17 protein-coding genes are annotated in these 16,291 nt (G+C 59.9%); 8 read left to right on the top strand and 9 right to left on the bottom strand.

Translation table 11 applies throughout. The features are described 5' to 3' along the window. The first annotated feature begins 7 nt into the window (after positions 1 to 7). Genes ACFC5L_RS03340 through dapD form a run of 3 tightly spaced genes read left to right on the top strand, consistent with a single transcriptional unit; the run spans position 8 to position 2,609 of the window. Positions 8 to 1,030 (top strand): DUF1036 domain-containing protein, encoded by a 1,023-nt coding sequence (locus ACFC5L_RS03340; RefSeq protein ID WP_375201699.1) that lies wholly within the window; start codon positions 8 to 10, stop codon positions 1,028 to 1,030. A gap of 22 nt (positions 1,031 to 1,052) precedes the next feature. Then, positions 1,053 to 1,751 carry a pyrimidine 5'-nucleotidase gene (locus ACFC5L_RS03335; RefSeq protein ID WP_375201700.1) on the top strand — a complete coding sequence of 233 codons (699 nt, stop codon included), beginning with the start codon at positions 1,053 to 1,055 and terminating at the stop codon, positions 1,749 to 1,751. 21 nt (positions 1,752 to 1,772) lie between these two features. After that, complete coding sequence (gene dapD / locus ACFC5L_RS03330) at positions 1,773 to 2,609, top strand: 2,3,4,5-tetrahydropyridine-2,6-dicarboxylate N-succinyltransferase (RefSeq protein ID WP_375201701.1); 837 nt, start codon at positions 1,773 to 1,775, stop codon at positions 2,607 to 2,609. On the opposite strand, the gene ACFC5L_RS03325 is transcribed toward dapD, so the two are convergent. After that, positions 2,606 to 3,565, bottom strand: coding sequence for a hypothetical protein (locus ACFC5L_RS03325; protein WP_375201702.1), 960 nt, complete (start codon positions 3,563 to 3,565; stop codon positions 2,606 to 2,608). The genes dapD and ACFC5L_RS03325 overlap by 4 nt on opposite strands. Positions 3,566 to 3,626: 61 nt before the next feature. Beyond that, positions 3,627 to 4,091 (bottom strand): cupin domain-containing protein, encoded by a 465-nt coding sequence (locus ACFC5L_RS03320; protein ID WP_375201703.1) that lies wholly within the window; start codon positions 4,089 to 4,091, stop codon positions 3,627 to 3,629. A 49-nt stretch (positions 4,092 to 4,140) separates the two neighbouring features. Between ACFC5L_RS03320 and dapE the strand changes: the two genes are divergently transcribed. Beyond that, complete coding sequence (gene dapE / locus ACFC5L_RS03315; RefSeq protein ID WP_375201704.1) at positions 4,141 to 5,307, top strand: succinyl-diaminopimelate desuccinylase; 1,167 nt, start codon at positions 4,141 to 4,143, stop codon at positions 5,305 to 5,307. A gap of 3 nt (positions 5,308 to 5,310) precedes the next feature. Here the strand turns inward: dapE and truA are convergent, their stop codons facing one another. After that, a complete protein-coding gene (gene truA / locus ACFC5L_RS03310; protein ID WP_375201705.1) occupies positions 5,311 to 6,048 on the bottom strand; it encodes a tRNA pseudouridine(38-40) synthase TruA in 738 nt (245 codons plus the stop codon). Positions 6,049 to 6,084: 36 nt separating this feature from the next. Here truA and lepB point away from each other — a divergent pair, with 36 nt between their 5' ends. After that, on the top strand, positions 6,085 to 6,831 hold the full coding sequence (lepB, locus tag ACFC5L_RS03305; RefSeq protein ID WP_375201706.1) for a signal peptidase I: 747 nt from the start codon (positions 6,085 to 6,087) through the stop codon (positions 6,829 to 6,831). A 12-nt stretch (positions 6,832 to 6,843) separates the two neighbouring features. On the opposite strand, the gene fmt is transcribed toward lepB, so the two are convergent. Beyond that, positions 6,844 to 7,764 (bottom strand): methionyl-tRNA formyltransferase, encoded by a 921-nt coding sequence (gene fmt / locus ACFC5L_RS03300; protein WP_375201707.1) that lies wholly within the window; start codon positions 7,762 to 7,764, stop codon positions 6,844 to 6,846. A gap of 29 nt (positions 7,765 to 7,793) precedes the next feature. After that, a complete protein-coding gene (def, locus tag ACFC5L_RS03295) occupies positions 7,794 to 8,312 on the bottom strand; it encodes a peptide deformylase (protein WP_375201708.1) in 519 nt (172 codons plus the stop codon). 156 nt (positions 8,313 to 8,468) lie between these two features. On the opposite strand from def, the gene rmuC (ACFC5L_RS03290) reads away from it, so the two are divergent. Then, a complete protein-coding gene (gene rmuC / locus ACFC5L_RS03290) occupies positions 8,469 to 10,259 on the top strand; it encodes a DNA recombination protein RmuC (RefSeq protein WP_375201709.1) in 1,791 nt (596 codons plus the stop codon). 6 nt (positions 10,260 to 10,265) lie between these two features. On the opposite strand, the gene rmuC (ACFC5L_RS03285) is transcribed toward rmuC (ACFC5L_RS03290), so the two are convergent. From rmuC (ACFC5L_RS03285) to ACFC5L_RS03275, 3 genes are read right to left on the bottom strand one after another with little or no spacing between them, the layout of a single operon-like run. Continuing rightward, the gene (gene rmuC / locus ACFC5L_RS03285; RefSeq protein ID WP_375201710.1) at positions 10,266 to 11,705 is read right to left on the bottom strand and encodes a DNA recombination protein RmuC; all 1,440 of its coding nucleotides are present in this window, start codon (positions 11,703 to 11,705) and stop codon (positions 10,266 to 10,268) included. Positions 11,706 to 11,714: 9 nt separating this feature from the next. Continuing rightward, positions 11,715 to 12,155 (bottom strand): GtrA family protein, encoded by a 441-nt coding sequence (locus tag ACFC5L_RS03280; RefSeq protein ID WP_375210734.1) that lies wholly within the window; start codon positions 12,153 to 12,155, stop codon positions 11,715 to 11,717. Further along, entirely contained in the window at positions 12,152 to 13,234 is a 1,083-nt protein-coding gene (locus tag ACFC5L_RS03275) for a glycosyltransferase family 2 protein (protein WP_375201712.1), read from the bottom strand. The genes ACFC5L_RS03280 and ACFC5L_RS03275 overlap by 4 nt, the downstream gene beginning before the upstream one ends. Before the next feature lie 82 nt (positions 13,235 to 13,316). Here ACFC5L_RS03275 and ACFC5L_RS03270 point away from each other — a divergent pair, with 82 nt between their 5' ends. Next, the gene (locus tag ACFC5L_RS03270) at positions 13,317 to 14,603 is read left to right on the top strand and encodes a glycosyltransferase family 87 protein (RefSeq protein ID WP_375201713.1); all 1,287 of its coding nucleotides are present in this window, start codon (positions 13,317 to 13,319) and stop codon (positions 14,601 to 14,603) included. Positions 14,604 to 14,727: 124 nt separating this feature from the next. On the opposite strand, the gene recR is transcribed toward ACFC5L_RS03270, so the two are convergent. Further along, positions 14,728 to 15,333: a recombination mediator RecR gene (gene recR, locus ACFC5L_RS03265; RefSeq protein WP_375201714.1), complete on the bottom strand. Its 606-nt coding sequence runs from the start codon at positions 15,331 to 15,333 to the stop codon at positions 14,728 to 14,730. A gap of 194 nt (positions 15,334 to 15,527) precedes the next feature. Between recR and ACFC5L_RS03260 the strand changes: the two genes are divergently transcribed. Further along, complete coding sequence (locus ACFC5L_RS03260; RefSeq protein ID WP_375201715.1) at positions 15,528 to 16,235, top strand: DUF4386 domain-containing protein; 708 nt, start codon at positions 15,528 to 15,530, stop codon at positions 16,233 to 16,235. Positions 16,236 to 16,291 lie beyond the last annotated feature (56 nt).

The raw sequence follows: 16,291 nt of genomic DNA, 5'->3' as shown, positions 1-16,291 counted from the left end.
CCGCTCAATGCGTCTTATCCTTTTATCGATCCTGGTATTTGCTCTCAGCGCCGGAGGCGCATCAGCGAAATACAGCTTCTGCAACAAGTCGAGCTACGCCCTTTCCGCGGCCATCGGCTATGTGGACGGAGACCGCCTCGCCACAAGAGGCTGGTGGCGACTGAGACCCGGACAGTGCAAAGTGGTGCTGACGGAAACGGCGAAACCCGGCCGCTACTTTGTTTATGCGGAGGCGATCCCCGGACACAAGGGCCCCTTGAGAACCTGGTCCGGCGACACGGCGCTCTGTGTGGAAAACAACGGCTTCTTCAATCTGCGCAATCAGGACGTCTGCCGCGACGATCCCATGCGCCAGCGCAAATTTTTCAATGTGGAAGTCACCGAGGCTGCGGGCGGCGCGTGGCAAACCGATTTCACCGAAGCGTCGACTTTCACCGTTTATTCAGCGGAAGTCGCCGGCGTACAGCGCCTTCTTTCCGACATCGGCAAGAACACCGGCGAGGTTGACGGCGCCATGGGCCGCGAAACCCAGCGCGCGCTCGCCAATTACCGCAAGGAAAAGGGGTTGCCGGACGGCTATAACATCGATGACGAACTCATCGACGCGCTGATCGAAGACGCCAATGCACGCGAGGCCAAGCTCGGCTTTTTCTACTGCAACAAGACCGACAACGCAGTCTGGTCCGCCGTCGCGGAAAATGAAGACGATGAGCAATACCGCTCCCGGGGATGGTGGAAAATCGAGCCCGGCGATTGCGCCAAGATCATCAAGGGCGCGCTCGAAAAAGATCACTACTATGTCTACGGCCTGATCGAGGATCCCACCGGCGAGCGCGTCATGACCGGCGGCGAGAAGGTTTTCTGCACGAATCTCGTGATGTTCAACAGCGTCGACGACCTTTCCTGCGCAGATCAGGATCTCGATGAAGCGCAATTCCGCCGCGTCGAAATCGGCGGCGCAGAGTCCGCCACCTTCGACTTCACGCCGGAAATGTTCTCCGCGCCGTCCGCAGATGATGGGGCCGAGTGAAGCAACGCTTAAGAGCAGGGACGTGACGACAGACCTTCGACATGTAGAAAGCTGGGTCTTCGATCTCGACAACACGCTTTATTCCGCCGACTGCCAGCTTTTCGCACAGATCGATGCGCGGATGACGGCGTTCATCCGCGACCGTTTCGACATGGAGCATGGCGAGGCGAGACGGCTGCAAAAAGCCTATTACGTTGAATATGGCACGACGATGAGCGGTCTTATGACCCGCCATGACGTCTGCCCCGACGAGTTTCTTGAATTCGTGCACGACATTGATGTGAGCAATGTGCATGAAAACAAGGCGCTCGGCGCCGCGCTGTCGGCCCTTCCCGGCCGCAAATTCATCTTCACCAACGGCTCGGTGAAGCATGCGGAAAATGTCGCCGGCGCGCTCGGCGTTCTCCATCATTTCGATGAGATTTTCGACATCAAGGCGGCGGGCTATGCGCCAAAGCCGCGGCGCGAACCCTATGAAAAATTTCTCGCCTCCCATGCGATCGAGCCGCAAGGCGCAGTCATGTTCGAGGACATTGTCCAAAACCTTGAAGCGCCCCATGCGCTTGGCATGACGACGGTGCTTGTGCATTCCGACGCCGCCTGGCTTGACGACGAGCCTCACGAAAAAAGGCCGGCCAAGCGGGGAGACATGGCGGCTCATGTGCATTATGTCACCGACGACATCACCGCCTTTCTCAACGCCGCAACTATCTCGGCTTAACCGCTCAAAAAAAGTAACATCATGACCGACTACTCCTCGCTTCAAGCTGTCATCGACAATGCGTGGGAAGACCGCGCGAATGTCACGCTCGAGACCAAAGGCGAAATCCGCGACGCTGTGAACGAAGCCCTTTCGCTTCTCGACAGCGGCGCCGCGCGCGTCGCTGAACCCCATCAAGGCGGTAACCTCACCGAGTGGCGCGTCAATCAGTGGCTGAAAAAAGCGGTGCTCCTTTCGTTCCGTCTCAATGACAACGGCCTTGTCGAAGGCGCGAACGGGCCGTGGTGGGATAAAGTGCAAACGAAATTCGAAGGCTGGACTGCCGACGATTTCCGCAAAGGCGGTTTTCGCGTCGTTCCGCCCGCAACCGTGCGGCGCGGGTCGTTCATCGCAAAGAACGCCGTCTTGATGCCCTCTTACGTCAATATCGGCGCCTATGTGGATGAAGGCGCAATGATCGACACCTGGGCGACAGTCGGCTCCTGCGCGCAGATCGGCAAGAACTGCCATATCTCCGGCGGCGCCGGCATCGGCGGCGTTCTCGAGCCCTTACAGGCGAACCCGGTTGTCATCGAAGACAACTGCTTTATCGGCGCGCGCGCCGAAGTTGCTGAAGGCGTCATCGTGCGCGAAGGCTCGGTCCTCTCCATGGGGGTTTATCTCGGCGCCTCCACGAAGATCGTCAATCGTGAAACGGGCGCGGTCACCTATGGCGAAGTGCCGCCTTATTCGGTCGTTGTTTCCGGCTCCATGCCGTCGGCGAAAGGCGGGCCCAATCTTTATTGCGCCGTCATCGTCAAACAGGTCGATGAAAAGACCCGCTCCAAAACATCCGTCAACGAACTCCTGCGCGACTAACGCGCCGCAGTCGCAATCCTCACATATTCAGCGGGCGTGCAGAATTTTATCGGTCTTTCGCGCCCGAGGCCTATAAGCGCCTCAAGAAACTGCTCGACCCGCTCGGCGGGCCCCAGATTCCGGATTGCAAAACAAAACCCCGGCTGTTTGCCCTCAGACAACGCCGCCTCAAGCAACGTCTTGAGCCTGTCAGGCGCATATTCTTCCTGAGGCCGCAGCATCATCCGCGCGCGGTTGCGGCGAAAACCGGTGGTGATGCTGGAATAGGCGGATACAAGCCACATGCCGGGACGCGTGAAATCATCGCGCGGATAAGAGGCGAGCGGCAACACCCAGAAATCATCATTATCAGCCGCATAGGGCCGGAACGGCGCCATTGGCGCGCCCAGCATTGAGGGCCGGGCGCCTTTGCTGCCAGTGCCCGGATACAGGGCGGCTATCCCTTGCGGGCGCAACCCTGTTTCAAGCGTGATGTCATACCGGGCCCCGCATCTGGCGATTTGCGCCATGCAGGCCTTGCTCGTCCACATATCGCCCATGCGCGCCGCATCGCAATTTCGCCCAAAGACCGATTTAAAATTGGCGAACGCCTCATCAACTGTTTCGCAAACTGCGCGTTCATCAGCATAGTTCGCCCGCCAGCCGCCGTCGCGCCGCCGTTCAATGGCGTGAATATGGAGCCCGATTTCATCGCCGGCGCGCGCGGCTTCATCAAGCATCGGTTTGTATCTATTGGCGATGGCGCAGGGATCGCCGTAAAGCGCTCCAATATGGCGGTCCATGCGCACATACCAGCCGAATTGCGCCGGGACGCCCGTCGCCGCCTCAATCTCGCCGCGCCAAACCGCCATCCGCTCCAGCGCAGCGCCGGCATTGTCATATGTCTTGTTATCGTCTCCGGGAAGACGTTCGTCCGGCTCCAGATCAATAGAGAAGTGAATGGGAAACGGATTCATTGCTGCGACATACGTAAAGCCTAAAAGATGAGGCCATCATCGCCGCCAAGGATGAATTTTTTCAATATTTGTCGCCATTCTTTCGGTATAATGTCCAGGCGCCGTTTTCCTTTACAACCTTCATGTCGACATCGGGATCGGTGTAGCTGGCGGTCTCGTCCGGCGATCTGGTTCCCACTTCAAGAAAAACCGCATCGCCGTCCGATCTGTTGACGAGCATATGCCCGTTTTCGACGCCGGCCTTGAACGCCGCAACATCGCCCGGCTTCAGAACCGTCTCGCCGTCATCCTCAACCAGCACCGCCTCGCCTTCGAGCATATAGACAAGCTCATCTTCTTTCAGATGCCAATGCCGATGCGCGGAGGCCGCCCCCGGCGTCAGGCGCGTGAGATTGACGCCGAACTGGTCGAGGCCGCCCAGATCGCCGAGGGCGATTTTTGACCGCCCCTTACAGTGATCGGCGAGCCTGCCCGGATAAACACAGCTCGTTCTGACGGGCGCGTTAGACAGGTCGAGTTTCGGCATCCTTGAACTCCGGCTTGTTTCCGTTTCGCGCCTAGTCTACCTCATCGCCATGAGCGAGATCGATACACAAACATATGACCCGGTGGAGATCGCCCGCGCGTTGATCCGCTGCCCTTCGGTCACACCCGCTGATGAGGGCGCCCTCGATGTTTTGCAAAAGGCGCTTTCCGGTCTCGGCTTCCGCTGCACGCGCCTGCCATTCGAGGATGTAGACAATCTCTACGCAGAGATTGGCGAGGGCGGCCCGCATTTCTGTTTTGCCGGGCACACTGATGTGGTGCCGCCTGGCGACGCTGATGAATGGACGTCCCCGCCTTTCGACGCGGCGGTGAAAGACGGCAAACTCTGGGGTCGCGGCGCGTCGGATATGAAAGGCGCTATCGCCGCCTTTGTCGCCGCCGCCGCGCGCGCGCTGAAAGACGGCGCCGCAAATGGAACGCTCTCTCTCCTCATCACCGGCGATGAAGAAGGCAAAGGCGTCAACGGCACAGTCAAAGTTTTGCAATGGCTGCGCGATCAGAACATCAAAATCGACCACTGCCTTGTTGGCGAGCCGTCAAACCCCGACGCCATGGGCGACATGATCAAGGTCGGGCGCCGCGGCTCAATCAATTGCTGGCTGACCGTAACGGGCAAGCAAGGTCATGTCGCTTATCCGCACCGCGCTTCAAATCCGGTCCCGGCGCTCATGCGCAAGCTGTTGCACTTAAGCGAAACACCGCTTGATGAGGGCTATGAGCGCTTTCAACCGTCAAGCCTTCAGGTCACGGATATTCATATCGGCAATCCGGCGCACAATGTCATTCCCGGCAAGGCGTCTGCGCGCTTTAATATCCGCTTCAATCCCAACTGGACGGGCGCCAGCATACAGGACTGGCTCAAGGCGCAGATCGACCCTATCGCTAAAGAAATCAACGCAACCTACGCGCTCGACTGCGTTGTTTCAGGCGAGGCGTTTTTAACCACTGACATGCAATTCCTTGGGCTGCTTTCATCTTGCATCGAATCCAAAACCGGACGCAAGCCGGAACTGTCGACCTCCGGCGGCACGTCGGATGCGCGCTTTATCAAGGATTATGCGCCGGTCGCCGAATTCGGTCTTGTGGGCGCAACCATGCACCAGGTGGATGAGCATGTGGATGTTGGCGATGTTGAATTGCTCGCCGACATTTATGAAACGGTCATCGCAAAATATTTCGAGACCTTTGCGGCCTAGCTTTCAATATTCCGCCCGCACGAAATAGAGCCCCTCCGCCGGGGCGACGGGGCCGCAGCGGGTGCGATCAACGGCGTCAAGCGCCGCTTTCAAATCCCTCGCACGCCATTTGCCTTTTCCAACTTCGACAAGCGTGCCAACGAAAGACCGCACCTGATTATGAAGGAAAGACCGCGCAGCACAGCGGATATAAATATCTTCACCGAGACGAGATGCCGAAATTTCATTCAGCGTCTTTACAGGTGAATCCGATTGGCACTTGCTTGAGCGGAACGTGGTGAAGTCATGTTTGCCGACCAGAATCTGCGCGGCGTCATCCATCGCGTCGACATTCAGTTTTGACGAAACGCGCCATGCGCGGCCGCGATCAAGTGCGAGCGGAGTGCGCCGGTTAATGATGCGATATTCATAGGCGCGGCCGACACAGGAAAATCGGGCGTGAAAATCGTCCGCGACTTTTTCCGCCGACAAAACCACAATCGGTGCCGGACGCAAATGCTGGTTCAAGGCATCCCGCACGACATCGGCGCGCCACTCCTTTTCCAGTTCGATATGCGCCGCCATAGCGAGCGCATGCACGCCTGAATCGGTGCGCCCCGCCGCATAAATGGAGGCGGCCTCACCGCAGAAGGCATGTATGGCGCGCTCGACGACTTCCTGAATCGATAATCCGTTATCCTGGCGCTGCCAGCCGACGAAATTCGCACCGTCATATTCGAGGATCAGTTTGTAACGCGCCATGACGGGAGCTATATTTCCTACATTATGGAGGATGCAATGCTTTCAAAGATGTCCTGGAAAAGTTTCAGATCGGAAGTCCTGTTTTTCGCCTGCATTCTCGCGGTTCTCCTGACTTTCCGGACCACGGCCTATGGCATGTATTACATTCCCAGCGAAAGCATGCTGCCCACCTTGGCCGTTGGCGACCGTATCCTCGTCAACAAATTCGCCTATGGCTATTCGCGCCATTCCGTCCCCTTCTCCATCGGACCGGAGGTCGCGACACCCACAGGCCGCCTTTTCGGCAGACTGCCCGAACGCGGCGACCTTGTCGTCTTTAAACATCCGGGCTCCAGCGAAACCCTGATCAAGCGGGTGATTGGCCTGCCAGGCGACAAGATCGAGCTTCGAGAAGGCCGCCTTTTCCTCAATGACGCCGAAACGCCGCGCACGCTTGATGACATGTTCCGCTATCGTGAGCACAAAGGCGGCGTCGCCAGCGTCGCGGCCTTTTCCGAAATTCTGCCCGGCGGACGCGAGCATGAAATCTATGAGCGCGGGGATACTTACCGCGGCGACGATTTTGGCCCCGCGATTATTCCGGACAATCACCTCTTCGTCATGGGCGACAATCGCGACAATTCCATCGACAGCCGGTTTCCCTATCCGGGCGTCGGCTTTCTGCCGGTCGAAAATCTGGTGGGGCGCGCAGATCTGTTGATGTTCTCGCTCAACATGCAGCGCAAGGAAGAGGGTTTGAAAAAACTGACCCGTCAGCGCAGCTTCATGGCGCCGCTGCAATAAACTCCGGCGCCGTCAGGCAACATGCGCGCCCTTTTCAAGCGCAAAACCGCGAAGGAATTCCCCTGCGCTTTGGGCTTTCTTTCCCGCGCGCTGAAGCGTGGCGAGTTCAACGGCGCCGTCGCCGCAGGCGATCACAAGCTTTCCGTCCGCATCAAGAATATCGCCCGGCGCGCCATTTCCGTTCGCCGGCTTTGACATCAGCGCCTTCACCCTTTCGCCTTCAGCCTCAAACCAGGCGCCGGGAAAAGGCGACAAGCCGCGAATATGGCGATCGACGTCATTCGACGATCGCGACCAGTCGATCCGCGCTTCCGCCGCGCTGATCTTGTGGGCGTAGGTGACGCCGTCTTCCGGTTGCGGGGTCGCGACCAGACCGCCACGCTCCAGCGCCGCCAGCGCCCGGGGGGCGAGCTGGGCCGCAACGCCTGAGAGCTTGTCGTGAAGGCTGCCCGCCGTATCGTTTTCCGCAATGGGCAGGGTTTCCGACAACAGGACCGCGCCCGTATCAAGCCCCGTCTCCATCTGCATCACCTGAACGCCGGTCACCTTGTCGCCGGCCATGATCGCCCGCTGGATCGGCGCCGCGCCGCGCCAGCGCGGCAACAAAGAGGCATGGAGATTGAGACACCCATAACGGGGCGCATCGAGCACAGACTGCGGAAGGATCACGCCATAAGCTACGACAATCGCCGCATCGAGGTCGAGCGCCGCAAAAGCGTCGATGTCTTCTGACGCCTTGAAATTTTTCGGCGTTCGCACGTCAAGCCCGCTTGCCTCGGCGAAGGCGTGAACCGGCGACGGCTTTAGCTTGTGGCCCCGCCCCGACGGCGCCGGCGCGCGGGTGTAGACGGCCGCAACGTCGTGACCGGCGGCGATCAGTTCGCCGAGAACGGGAACGGAAAAATCGGGCGTGCCCATAAAGGCGAGGCGCATGGGCATGGCTCCGGCGCGAAAAGGCCGCCTTACTGGGCGGCGGTGAGACGCTGTTCTTTTTTAAGCTTCTTCAGAACCCGATCACGCTTCAGACGCGACAGGTAGTCGATGAAAAGCACGCCTTCCAGATGATCCATCTCATGCTGAATACAGGTGGCAAGGAGCCCCTCAGCCTCCAGGATTTGTTCTTCGCCGTTATAATCGAGATATTTAACGCGGCAGCGAGCAGGACGCTCCACCTCGTCGAAATATTCGGGCACGGACAGACAGCCCTCTTCATAGAGGTTCATTTCTTCAGACGGGTGGAGAATTTCCGGATTGACGAAGAAACGCGGCTCCGGCTCTTCATCCTTGCCAGCAAGGTCCATGACGATGACGCGCTTCGGGACGCCAACCTGGATCGCGGCGAGGCCGATGCCCGGTGCGTCATACATCGTCTCCAGCATATCATCCATGAGCGCACGCAAAGCGTCATCCACCTTGTCCACGGGTTTTGACACCTCGCGCAGGCGCGGATCAGGCGCAGTCAGGATTTCTCTAATAGCCATGGGTTTCACCTATGGCCGCCGCCTTTCCCCGTCAAGACGCTGCGACGGCCCGTCCCGCAACTGCCGCGCGAAAGTTGGTTAACCCTAAACCCTCGCTTTTGATGGCATTTTCTCATATTGTCGGGTCAGGTTGTGTTCCTTGTTGGGGGTTCGACGATGCAGACGCTGTCGCCAGCGGTCCAAAATGAGGCCGAAGGCATCGAAAGCGTGGGAGAAACTGCGCAGACAGAAACCCGGACACCTTCGCCGCTGGTCAGCGGCGAGGCGCATATCCTGTGGGCGGGATTTGGCACCTTCATTCTCATCTTTGTCATCGGCATGATGCTGATCATTCGCGGCCGCGTGACACGCCCGGCGAAGCGCCGCGCCGAAGCCGCCGGCAAAACCTATTTCGAGCCCGCCGGCGAAGGCGCCGACATTACATTCGATGACGACCGCCAGCCGGATGAAGATCACCAAACACCAGAGCCGCAATCGCGCGACACGCATTGGCGCGAGGAAGAGGTTGGCGACACCGAAGTCGTGATCGACCATGGTGACGACGCCTATGAGGCCGACAGCGGCGAGGTCGAAGAAACGGACCCGCTTTTCGACGAGCCGGCCGAGAAATCCCAGAAAAAGAAATCCGCCTTCGCCGGTCTGTTCTCGAAAAAGCAGCCCCGGGAAGAGACAGCGGCGCAAGAAAACGACTTCTTCGAAGAGGAGGAGGAAGGCTTTTTTGCCGCTGAAGATGAGCCTGCTCTGCAAGCCGAGCCGTCTGAGCCAATCCCACAGCAGCAGCCTGAACCGGCGCAGGCGCCGTCCACCCCGCATGATGCTACGTCCAACGCGGACGCCCTGCGTCTGGCGCAAGCGGAAGAAGCCGCGCAAGCAGCCCTCAAACGCGCCGAAGAAGCTGAGGCCCTCGCCCGCGATCTGAAGCGCGCGAATGAGGACGCGCAAAATGTGATGGATGTCGGCCTGCGCAAAAGGGAAGCCGCGCTCGACGAGCGCGCAAATGCGCTGATCGCCATGGAAAAGCGGCTCACCGATCTTGCCGAAGAGTTTGAACAGCGCGGTCAGGCTGAGGCCGCCGCTAAAGCCGCGCAAACCCCGCCCGCGCAATCGGCGGCTTTCCATGACGCCGCGTCCGGCGTTTCAGAAGCGCATTTCGCCGAATTCGCCAATCTAATGGGCGAGCAGTTCGACGCCCTGCGCGGCGCCGTCAACGGCGCCATTGAAAAACTCTCCCGCCGCATCGACACCCTGCCCGCGGCGCAATCAGGCGCGGCGACGGCGACCGCCGCCAGAGTGCAGCTTTCAGACCTCCTTGGCGATGCGCTGGCGCCTGGCCGGTTCAAACTCGCCCACAAGCTTTCCACCGGACGCACCGCAGACGCCGTCATCATGATGCCCGGCCCTATGGCTGCAATCGCCATCGATGCGCGCTTCCCCACGGAAGCATTTGACGCCTGGCAATTGTCGCGCAACGCCGGGACAGAAACCGAATTGCGACGAGCCATCCTGCGCCACATCGCCGACGGCGCTGAAAAACTGATCTCGCCGGAAGAAACCGCCGATTGCGCCATGATGTTCGTGCCGTCGGAGAATATTCTTTCCGAACTGCATGCACATTTTTCCGACCTCGTGCAGGAAAGCTACCGCGCGCGGGTCTGGATGGTTTCGCCAACATCGCTGATGGCGACGCTCCACACGATCAGCGCGGTCATGGCGGGCGCGGGCATCAACGAAATGAGCTCGGTCAACATGATCGACGAACTGCATGACTTGCGCGGCCGGGTCGCCAAGCTGGAAGGACAGCGCAAAAACGGGTCCGCCCAAGCGCAAGCGGAAGAGCCCGCCTCCACGCCGGAACCGTCCTATGCGCCGGCGGAATATAGCGATGTTTTTGAAAGCATTCAGCACGAGACCGGCGGCGAAGACAAACCCCCGTTCCCCCTGCGTTAACCGCGCTCAGGCTGCGTCCTGAGACCCGTCATCATCGTCATCGAAAAGATCGCCGCTGACGTCGCGCAAGAGCCGCGGCGTTTCCTCCACCGGCGCAAGCGTTTCAATATCGGTTTCAACGCCCGGAATTTCATATTCGGCGAATTTTCGCGCGCGTGAAAGCACACGGGATTCAAACCCGCCCACCGTGGCGTTGTATTTGCCGATCGCGGTTGAAAGAGCCTTGCCGACGCCGCCGAGATTTTTACTCATGACCGACAAGCTGTCGTAAAGATCCTTCGCCATGGCGGCGACGGCCTGCGCATTCTCCGTCATCTTTTCCTGACGCCAGTTCAGGGCCGCCGATTTCAGCATGGCGATCAGAATTGTCGGCGAGGCGATGAGAATCTTGCGGTCGAAAGCGTCCTGATAAAGCTGCGGGCGCGCTTCGAGCGCGGCGGAAAAATAATTTTCGCCGGGCACGAACATCACGACGTAATCGAGCGAGTCTTTCAGCGAGGCCGCATAGTCCTTTGCCGAAAGGCTTTTCACATGTTTCCAGAGGTCGTCCGCATGACGCGCCAGATGCGCGGCGCGCGCATCCTCGGCTTCTGCGTCGATCGCATCGAGATAGGCGCCAAGAGAAACCTTGGAATCAACAGCGACCACACGTCCGCCCGGCAGGCGCACCACCATGTCGGGCTGTTTGCGGCGCAGCTCGCTGTCGTCATGGCTCGCCTGTTCGACAAAATCCACATAGGCGCTCATGCCCGCAATCTCGACCACATTGCGGAGCTGTTCCTCGCCCCAGCGGCCGCGAGTTTTCGGCCCCGCCCGCAACGCCGTCGCGAGTTTTTGCGCCTCAGCGCGAACGTCATGGGTCTGTTTTGCAAGCTCGCCAATCTGGCTCACCAGCGCGCCGCGGGATTCCGTCTGCTCCTTGCGCAACTCATCAAGCCCTTTTTGATAACGGACCAGGGTTTCACTGACAGGTTTCAGCAAATCGTCGAGCGCCTTCTGGCGCTTTTCGCCATCGCTTTTGGCGTTCTCGCTATAGCGCTGAAATGTTTCGGCGGCGCGTTTCAAAAACGCTTCATTGGCGCCTTCGAGAAGCTGCGCCGTTGTCGCCTTGAACTCCGTCTCCATGCGCGTTTTCAATTCTGCGAGCGCACGCTCGCGCTCCTCAATCGTGGCGCGGCCCACCGCCACATCGCTTTGCAGTTGTTCGCGCTGACGCTTTTCATGGGCAAGCTCGTCGCGGACGGCATCAAAAGCGGCGAGTTGCTCCTGCGTCTTGGCAAGCGTGATACGCGCTTCTTCAAGGTCGCTGCGATGAGCGCCCGCGCGTTTGGACGCGCGCCGCGCCTGAAGGATGAAAAAGACTGCGGCAATAAAAAGAAACAGGATCAGCCAGAAGGCGGGACCGTCCGGCGGCAATCCTGCATCATTGAGAAAATCGTAAATCATCGCCCATTTTTAGGGCGATTCGGCCTTTTTTGCGGGTCCTTCTTCCCCAGCCCCGAAGACCAGAACGGCGCTGGCGAAGTAATTCAGGAAAAGCGTGACGGCCACCGCCGAGAGCTTGGCGATGAACGGGCCGATAACGGGGGCGAGCCAGAAGACCAGCCCTGTGGAAATCGCCAGAGAGACAAGATGCGCCGCGCAGAACTTGCCGTAGCCCGCCAAGGAGAGCGCCGCCGGCCCATCCGCCCGGCGAAAGGTCACGCGGGAATTCATCACATAGCTGAACGGATTGGCGACGGCGAAAGCGGCGATATTGGCCAGCGCCGGGGCGCCCCCCAACAAAACGCCAGCGCTATAGACGGCGAAATCGACGGCGGTGTTCGCTGCGCCGACAAGGCTAAAGAGCACAAGTCCGCGCCCGTGGGTTTTGACATGATCCGCGCTGCGCCTCACGCGACGGACCGTCCGTCAGACGGGGCGGCGGATGGCGCGGCGATTGACGGATCAGCAGCCGATGCGTCAACAGCGGCCGCCTCCACCGCATTGGTGAAATAGAGAGGGCGCTGTTTCGTTTCATTGAAAATGCGGCCGAGATATTCGCCCATTACGCCAAGCACCGTGAGCTGCACCCCGCCCAGAAAGAGGACGAGCGCCGCAAGCGTTGGAAAGCCCGGCGCCGGATCCCCCAGCACCATCGCCTTCGCCACCACAAATGCTCCGTAGACGAAGGAAAGCGCCGCCACGGCAAGCCCGAGATAGGTGGAAATCTTCAGCGGCGCGAGCGTGTGCGACGTGACGCCTTCGATGGAAAAATTCCAGAGTTTCCAGAAATTCCATTTCGTCTCGCCGGCATGGCGCGCCTCGACGTCAAACGGCACGGCCTTCGCCGGAAACCCCACCCAGGCGAAAACGCCTTTCATGAAACGATGATGCTCCCGCAGGCTTTTCACGGCGTCCACGGCCTTACGGCTCATCAGGCGAAAATCACCGGCGTTGGGCGGTATCGGCGCGCGGCCGATGCTGTTCATGATGCGGTAAAAGGCGGTCGCCGTGGCGCGGCGCAGAAAGCCTTCATCCTCGCGGCCGCGGCGCTGGCCGTAAACGACCTCATAGCCTTCGCGCCAGCCGGCGATCAAATCCTCGATCACTTGCGGCGGATGCTGAAGATCGGCGTCGATGATAACGACAGCGTCGCCGCGCGCATGATCAAGACCCGCGGAGACAGCGACTTCCTTGCCGAAATTGCGGCTCAGATCGACAATCGCCGTGTTGGGATGAACGCTGCGCAGTTCACGCATTTTGAGGATCGTGCCGTCACGGCTGCCGTCATTGATGAAGACAACTTCAAATGGCTGCGCGAGACGGCGCATGACTTTCGAGATGGCCTTGTGAAACGGGATGATGTTTTCCGCCTCGTTATAGGCGGGGCACACGATCGACAGGAGACCGGGCGCTGTTTCAGCGCGCGGACGCAAGCCCGGAGGAGGGTCTTGTGGCCGGTTTTGACTGGCGATCGTGGAACTGGCGGGCATGGAAAAGCGCTCTTCAAGGCATTCGGTTAACCAGCCCTAAACTAAACCTTTCTTTATTTCCCGGAGGTAAACGGAATGCGTCATGACCACAGAGGCCGCCAGCTCCGCACCCCATCAAGATCCGGGGGCGACAGCCGCGCCCGGCGGCTTCGCCGAGCGCTATCCTCTGTTACATGCGGTTTTTGGCGACCCATCGCGTCAGACAATCCTCGTCACATCGCTGATCGCGGTCATTCTTTACGCCATCATCATCATCCGCGGGGTGATTGAATCGGAAGACCTCGTTCTCCCGGGCATCGCCGTTATCGGCGGCGACTTCACCGTTTTCTGGATGGCGGCCAAAACCCTTTTCGCCGAAGGGGCGGGCGCGCTTTATCAGCCCGGCGCCCTCAACACACGTCTGGCGGCCGCCTTCCCCGCTTACGGCCCTTTCTCGCTGTTCTGGCAATATCCGCCGACGATCTATTTCCTGGTGGCCCCGCTTGCAGCGCTGCCCTACCCGGCGGCGCTCGCCGCATGGGGCGCTGCGACCGCAGGGCTCGCCGCCGCCGCAATCAGAAGCCTCTGGCGCGCGCGCCTGCCGCTCATCGTCGGCTTCGCCTCAGCCGCCGCCTATGAAGGGTGGATCACCGGTCAGACGGGATTTTTAACCGCGGCGCTGCTGGCGCTGGCGGCGGGGCACGCCGACAAGCGGCCCCTCGTCGCCGGGATCGCCGCCGGCCTTCTCACCTTCAAACCGCAGCTCGGGCTGTTGATCCCTGTCGCCTACGCCGCCGCGGGATGCTGGCGCGCATTCGGCGCCGCCGCCGTCACCGGCACCCTGATGGCCGCCGCGAGCATAGTTTTCTTCGGGGCCGAAACATGGCTCGCCTTTTTCGACGCCATGAGCGCCCATAGCGCGCGCATGAGCGAGGTGATCTTCCCCTATTACAAGCTGATTACGCCCTACGGGTTTTTCATGACCCTTGGCGCGCCGTCATGGTTTGCATTGACGATGCAAGGGCTGGCGAGCCTTGCTCTCGCGGCGTTTGTTTTCGTCGTCTGGCGGCGCAGCGAGGCGTGGGAGACTCGCATGTTTACGCTGATCGCCGCCGCTGCGCTGGCGACGCCTTACGCCTTTTATTACGAAGCGCCGATTTTCATCCCGGCGCTGATCGTTCTGGCGAAGCGCGCCATGGACACGGGCTGGCTGCCTTTTGAAAAACAGGCGTTGATGGCGTTGTGGTTCCTGCCGGTGTTCACACCGGGGCCGGACTATATTCCTGTCCCGGCGCTGATCGCCTTCGCCGCTTTCGCACTCTGCGCGCGCCGCGCCGTGCATGAATGCGGCGTGCAATTTCCCAAGTTAAAAACAATATCCAACGCTTAGAAAAACTCGCTAGCGCTGAGCGAAAATGGCGGATTTCGAGACCCGGCGCGCAGTGTACGTTACACGGTACATGAGCACCGGAAGCGCAGAAAGCCGCCATTTGCAGCCAGCGATAGTAGGGTTTTTAAAACGGTCGGCGGGATTTCATCGCCGCCGCCAGCGTCCCCTCATCCAGATAATCAAGCTCGCCGCCAACGGGCACACCTTGCGAAAGCCGCGTCACCGAGACGCCGCCGCCTTCGAGATGTTCGGTGAGGTAATGCGCCGTCGTCTGACCGTCGACGGTCGCAGGCAGCGCGAGAATGATTTCCGCAATGGCGCCTTCCCTGGCGCGGGCGATAAGCGAGCCGAGATTGAGATCATCGGGACCGATGCCATCGAGGGGCGAGAGCAATCCGCCGAGCACATGATAACGGCCCTTGTGGGCGCCGGCGCGCTCCAGCGCCCAGAGATCGCCCACATCCTGAACCACGCAGAGAAGCGAGCTATCGCGCTCCTGATCGGCGCAGACCGCGCAGGGGTCGATCGAATCCCAGTTACCGCAGACCGAGCACGCTTTGACTTTGTTGGCCGCATCATCGAGCGCGAAAGCAAGCGGGCGCATCACCGGATCGCGTTTTTTCAAAAGATAAAGCGCAGCGCGTTTGGCCGAACGCGGCCCCAAGCCCGGCATCTTTGCAAGGAGGTCAATCAGACGCTGTAACTCGGGACCGATGGTTGCGGCGGGCATGGGGACGCTTTCACAAGGCAATCACAAAAGGTGTTTATGCTGCCTTCCGCCATGGGCTGGCAAGCCGTCGATTTGCTCTCGCGCAGGATTGATCCCTCCGGCATTCCTACCGGTCTGCCGCAAAGCCCTTGCCGCCGCGCCCATCATCCCAAATACTGCCTCGAAATTGTTTGGAATATGCAGAGGAGAGAAGCATGGCCGCAGCGCCCGAAACATCGAATGCAACGCTCGGCCGGCTCGCCGGCGCTGCCTATGTGAGCCTTGTGATTACCGGCATTTTCGGGCTCGCCTATGCGCCAAAAAAGCTGGGGCTTTCTTCCGACGATCCGCAAGCCGTTTATAACGCGATTAGCGAGGCGACATTCTTTTACAGCGCGAGCGTGGTGACGGAACTTGTCTGCTATGCGCTGTTCGCAATTGTCGGCGTGTTTTTATATCGCCTGTTCTCCTCGCGCGCGCCGTCTTTGTCGCTGATCATGCTGGTGCTCGTCGCGGCGAGCGTGCCGATTTCTTACATCGCCATGGCGCAAAAGGTTGAAGTGCTCGACATTGTGCGCGGGTCGGGCGATTTCGCAGCCCTTGCCGCAAGCGAACGTCCGGCGGCGGTTGCGGAGATGCTGAACGCCTATTCAGCCTATACGGGCATGGCGGAAATTTTCTGGGGCTTGTGGCTGATCCCCTTTGGCATGCTGGTTCTGAAAACCCGCTATATTCCGCGTCTTCTCGGCCTGCTTTTGGTGCTCGGCGGGCTTGGCTATATCGCCAATGATTTCGGGCCGATGCTGTTCCCCGCCTATAAGGGCACGATGGCGTACGACATCGCCTCAATGCCGTCGTCCTTTGGCGAGATCGGCGCGGCGCTGTGGCTGCTTATCTTCGGCGCAAGAGGCGATAAACCTTAAGACGCTCTGCCTAACGCCAGACCAGGCATCTTGGCGAGGAGGTCGATGAGGCGCTG

The sequence above is a fragment of the Hyphococcus sp. genome, assembly GCF_041986965.1.
GTDB lineage: Bacteria > Pseudomonadota > Alphaproteobacteria > Caulobacterales > Parvularculaceae > Hyphococcus.
Note: the sequence above shows the minus strand (reverse complement) of the source record. Positions and strands in the feature narration are given on the sequence as shown.

What these genes read in the sequence shown, in the direction of transcription:
- ACFC5L_RS03320 (WP_375201703.1), bottom strand. Translation starts at nt 4,091, where the DNA reads ATGCCGAAACTCGACCTGTCTAACGCGCCCGTCAGAACGAGCTGTGTT.
- recR (WP_375201714.1), bottom strand. Translation starts at nt 15,333, where the DNA reads ATGCCCGCCGCAACCATCGGTCCCGAGTTACAGCGTCTGATTGACCTC.
- rmuC (WP_375201709.1), top strand. Translation starts at nt 8,469, where the DNA reads ATGCAGACGCTGTCGCCAGCGGTCCAAAATGAGGCCGAAGGCATCGAA.
- dapE (WP_375201704.1), top strand. Translation starts at nt 4,141, where the DNA reads ATGAGCGAGATCGATACACAAACATATGACCCGGTGGAGATCGCCCGC.
- ACFC5L_RS03260 (WP_375201715.1), top strand. Translation starts at nt 15,528, where the DNA reads ATGGCCGCAGCGCCCGAAACATCGAATGCAACGCTCGGCCGGCTCGCC.
- truA (WP_375201705.1), bottom strand. Translation starts at nt 6,048, where the DNA reads ATGGCGCGTTACAAACTGATCCTCGAATATGACGGTGCGAATTTCGTC.
- fmt (WP_375201707.1), bottom strand. Translation starts at nt 7,764, where the DNA reads ATGCGCCTCGCCTTTATGGGCACGCCCGATTTTTCCGTTCCCGTTCTC.
- ACFC5L_RS03270 (WP_375201713.1), top strand. Translation starts at nt 13,317, where the DNA reads ATGACCACAGAGGCCGCCAGCTCCGCACCCCATCAAGATCCGGGGGCG.
- rmuC (WP_375201710.1), bottom strand. Translation starts at nt 11,705, where the DNA reads ATGATTTACGATTTTCTCAATGATGCAGGATTGCCGCCGGACGGTCCC.
- ACFC5L_RS03275 (WP_375201712.1), bottom strand. Translation starts at nt 13,234, where the DNA reads ATGCCCGCCAGTTCCACGATCGCCAGTCAAAACCGGCCACAAGACCCT.
- lepB (WP_375201706.1), top strand. Translation starts at nt 6,085, where the DNA reads ATGCTTTCAAAGATGTCCTGGAAAAGTTTCAGATCGGAAGTCCTGTTT.
- def (WP_375201708.1), bottom strand. Translation starts at nt 8,312, where the DNA reads ATGGCTATTAGAGAAATCCTGACTGCGCCTGATCCGCGCCTGCGCGAG.
- ACFC5L_RS03325 (WP_375201702.1), bottom strand. Translation starts at nt 3,565, where the DNA reads ATGAATCCGTTTCCCATTCACTTCTCTATTGATCTGGAGCCGGACGAA.
- dapD (WP_375201701.1), top strand. Translation starts at nt 1,773, where the DNA reads ATGACCGACTACTCCTCGCTTCAAGCTGTCATCGACAATGCGTGGGAA.
- ACFC5L_RS03340 (WP_375201699.1), top strand. Translation starts at nt 8, where the DNA reads ATGCGTCTTATCCTTTTATCGATCCTGGTATTTGCTCTCAGCGCCGGA.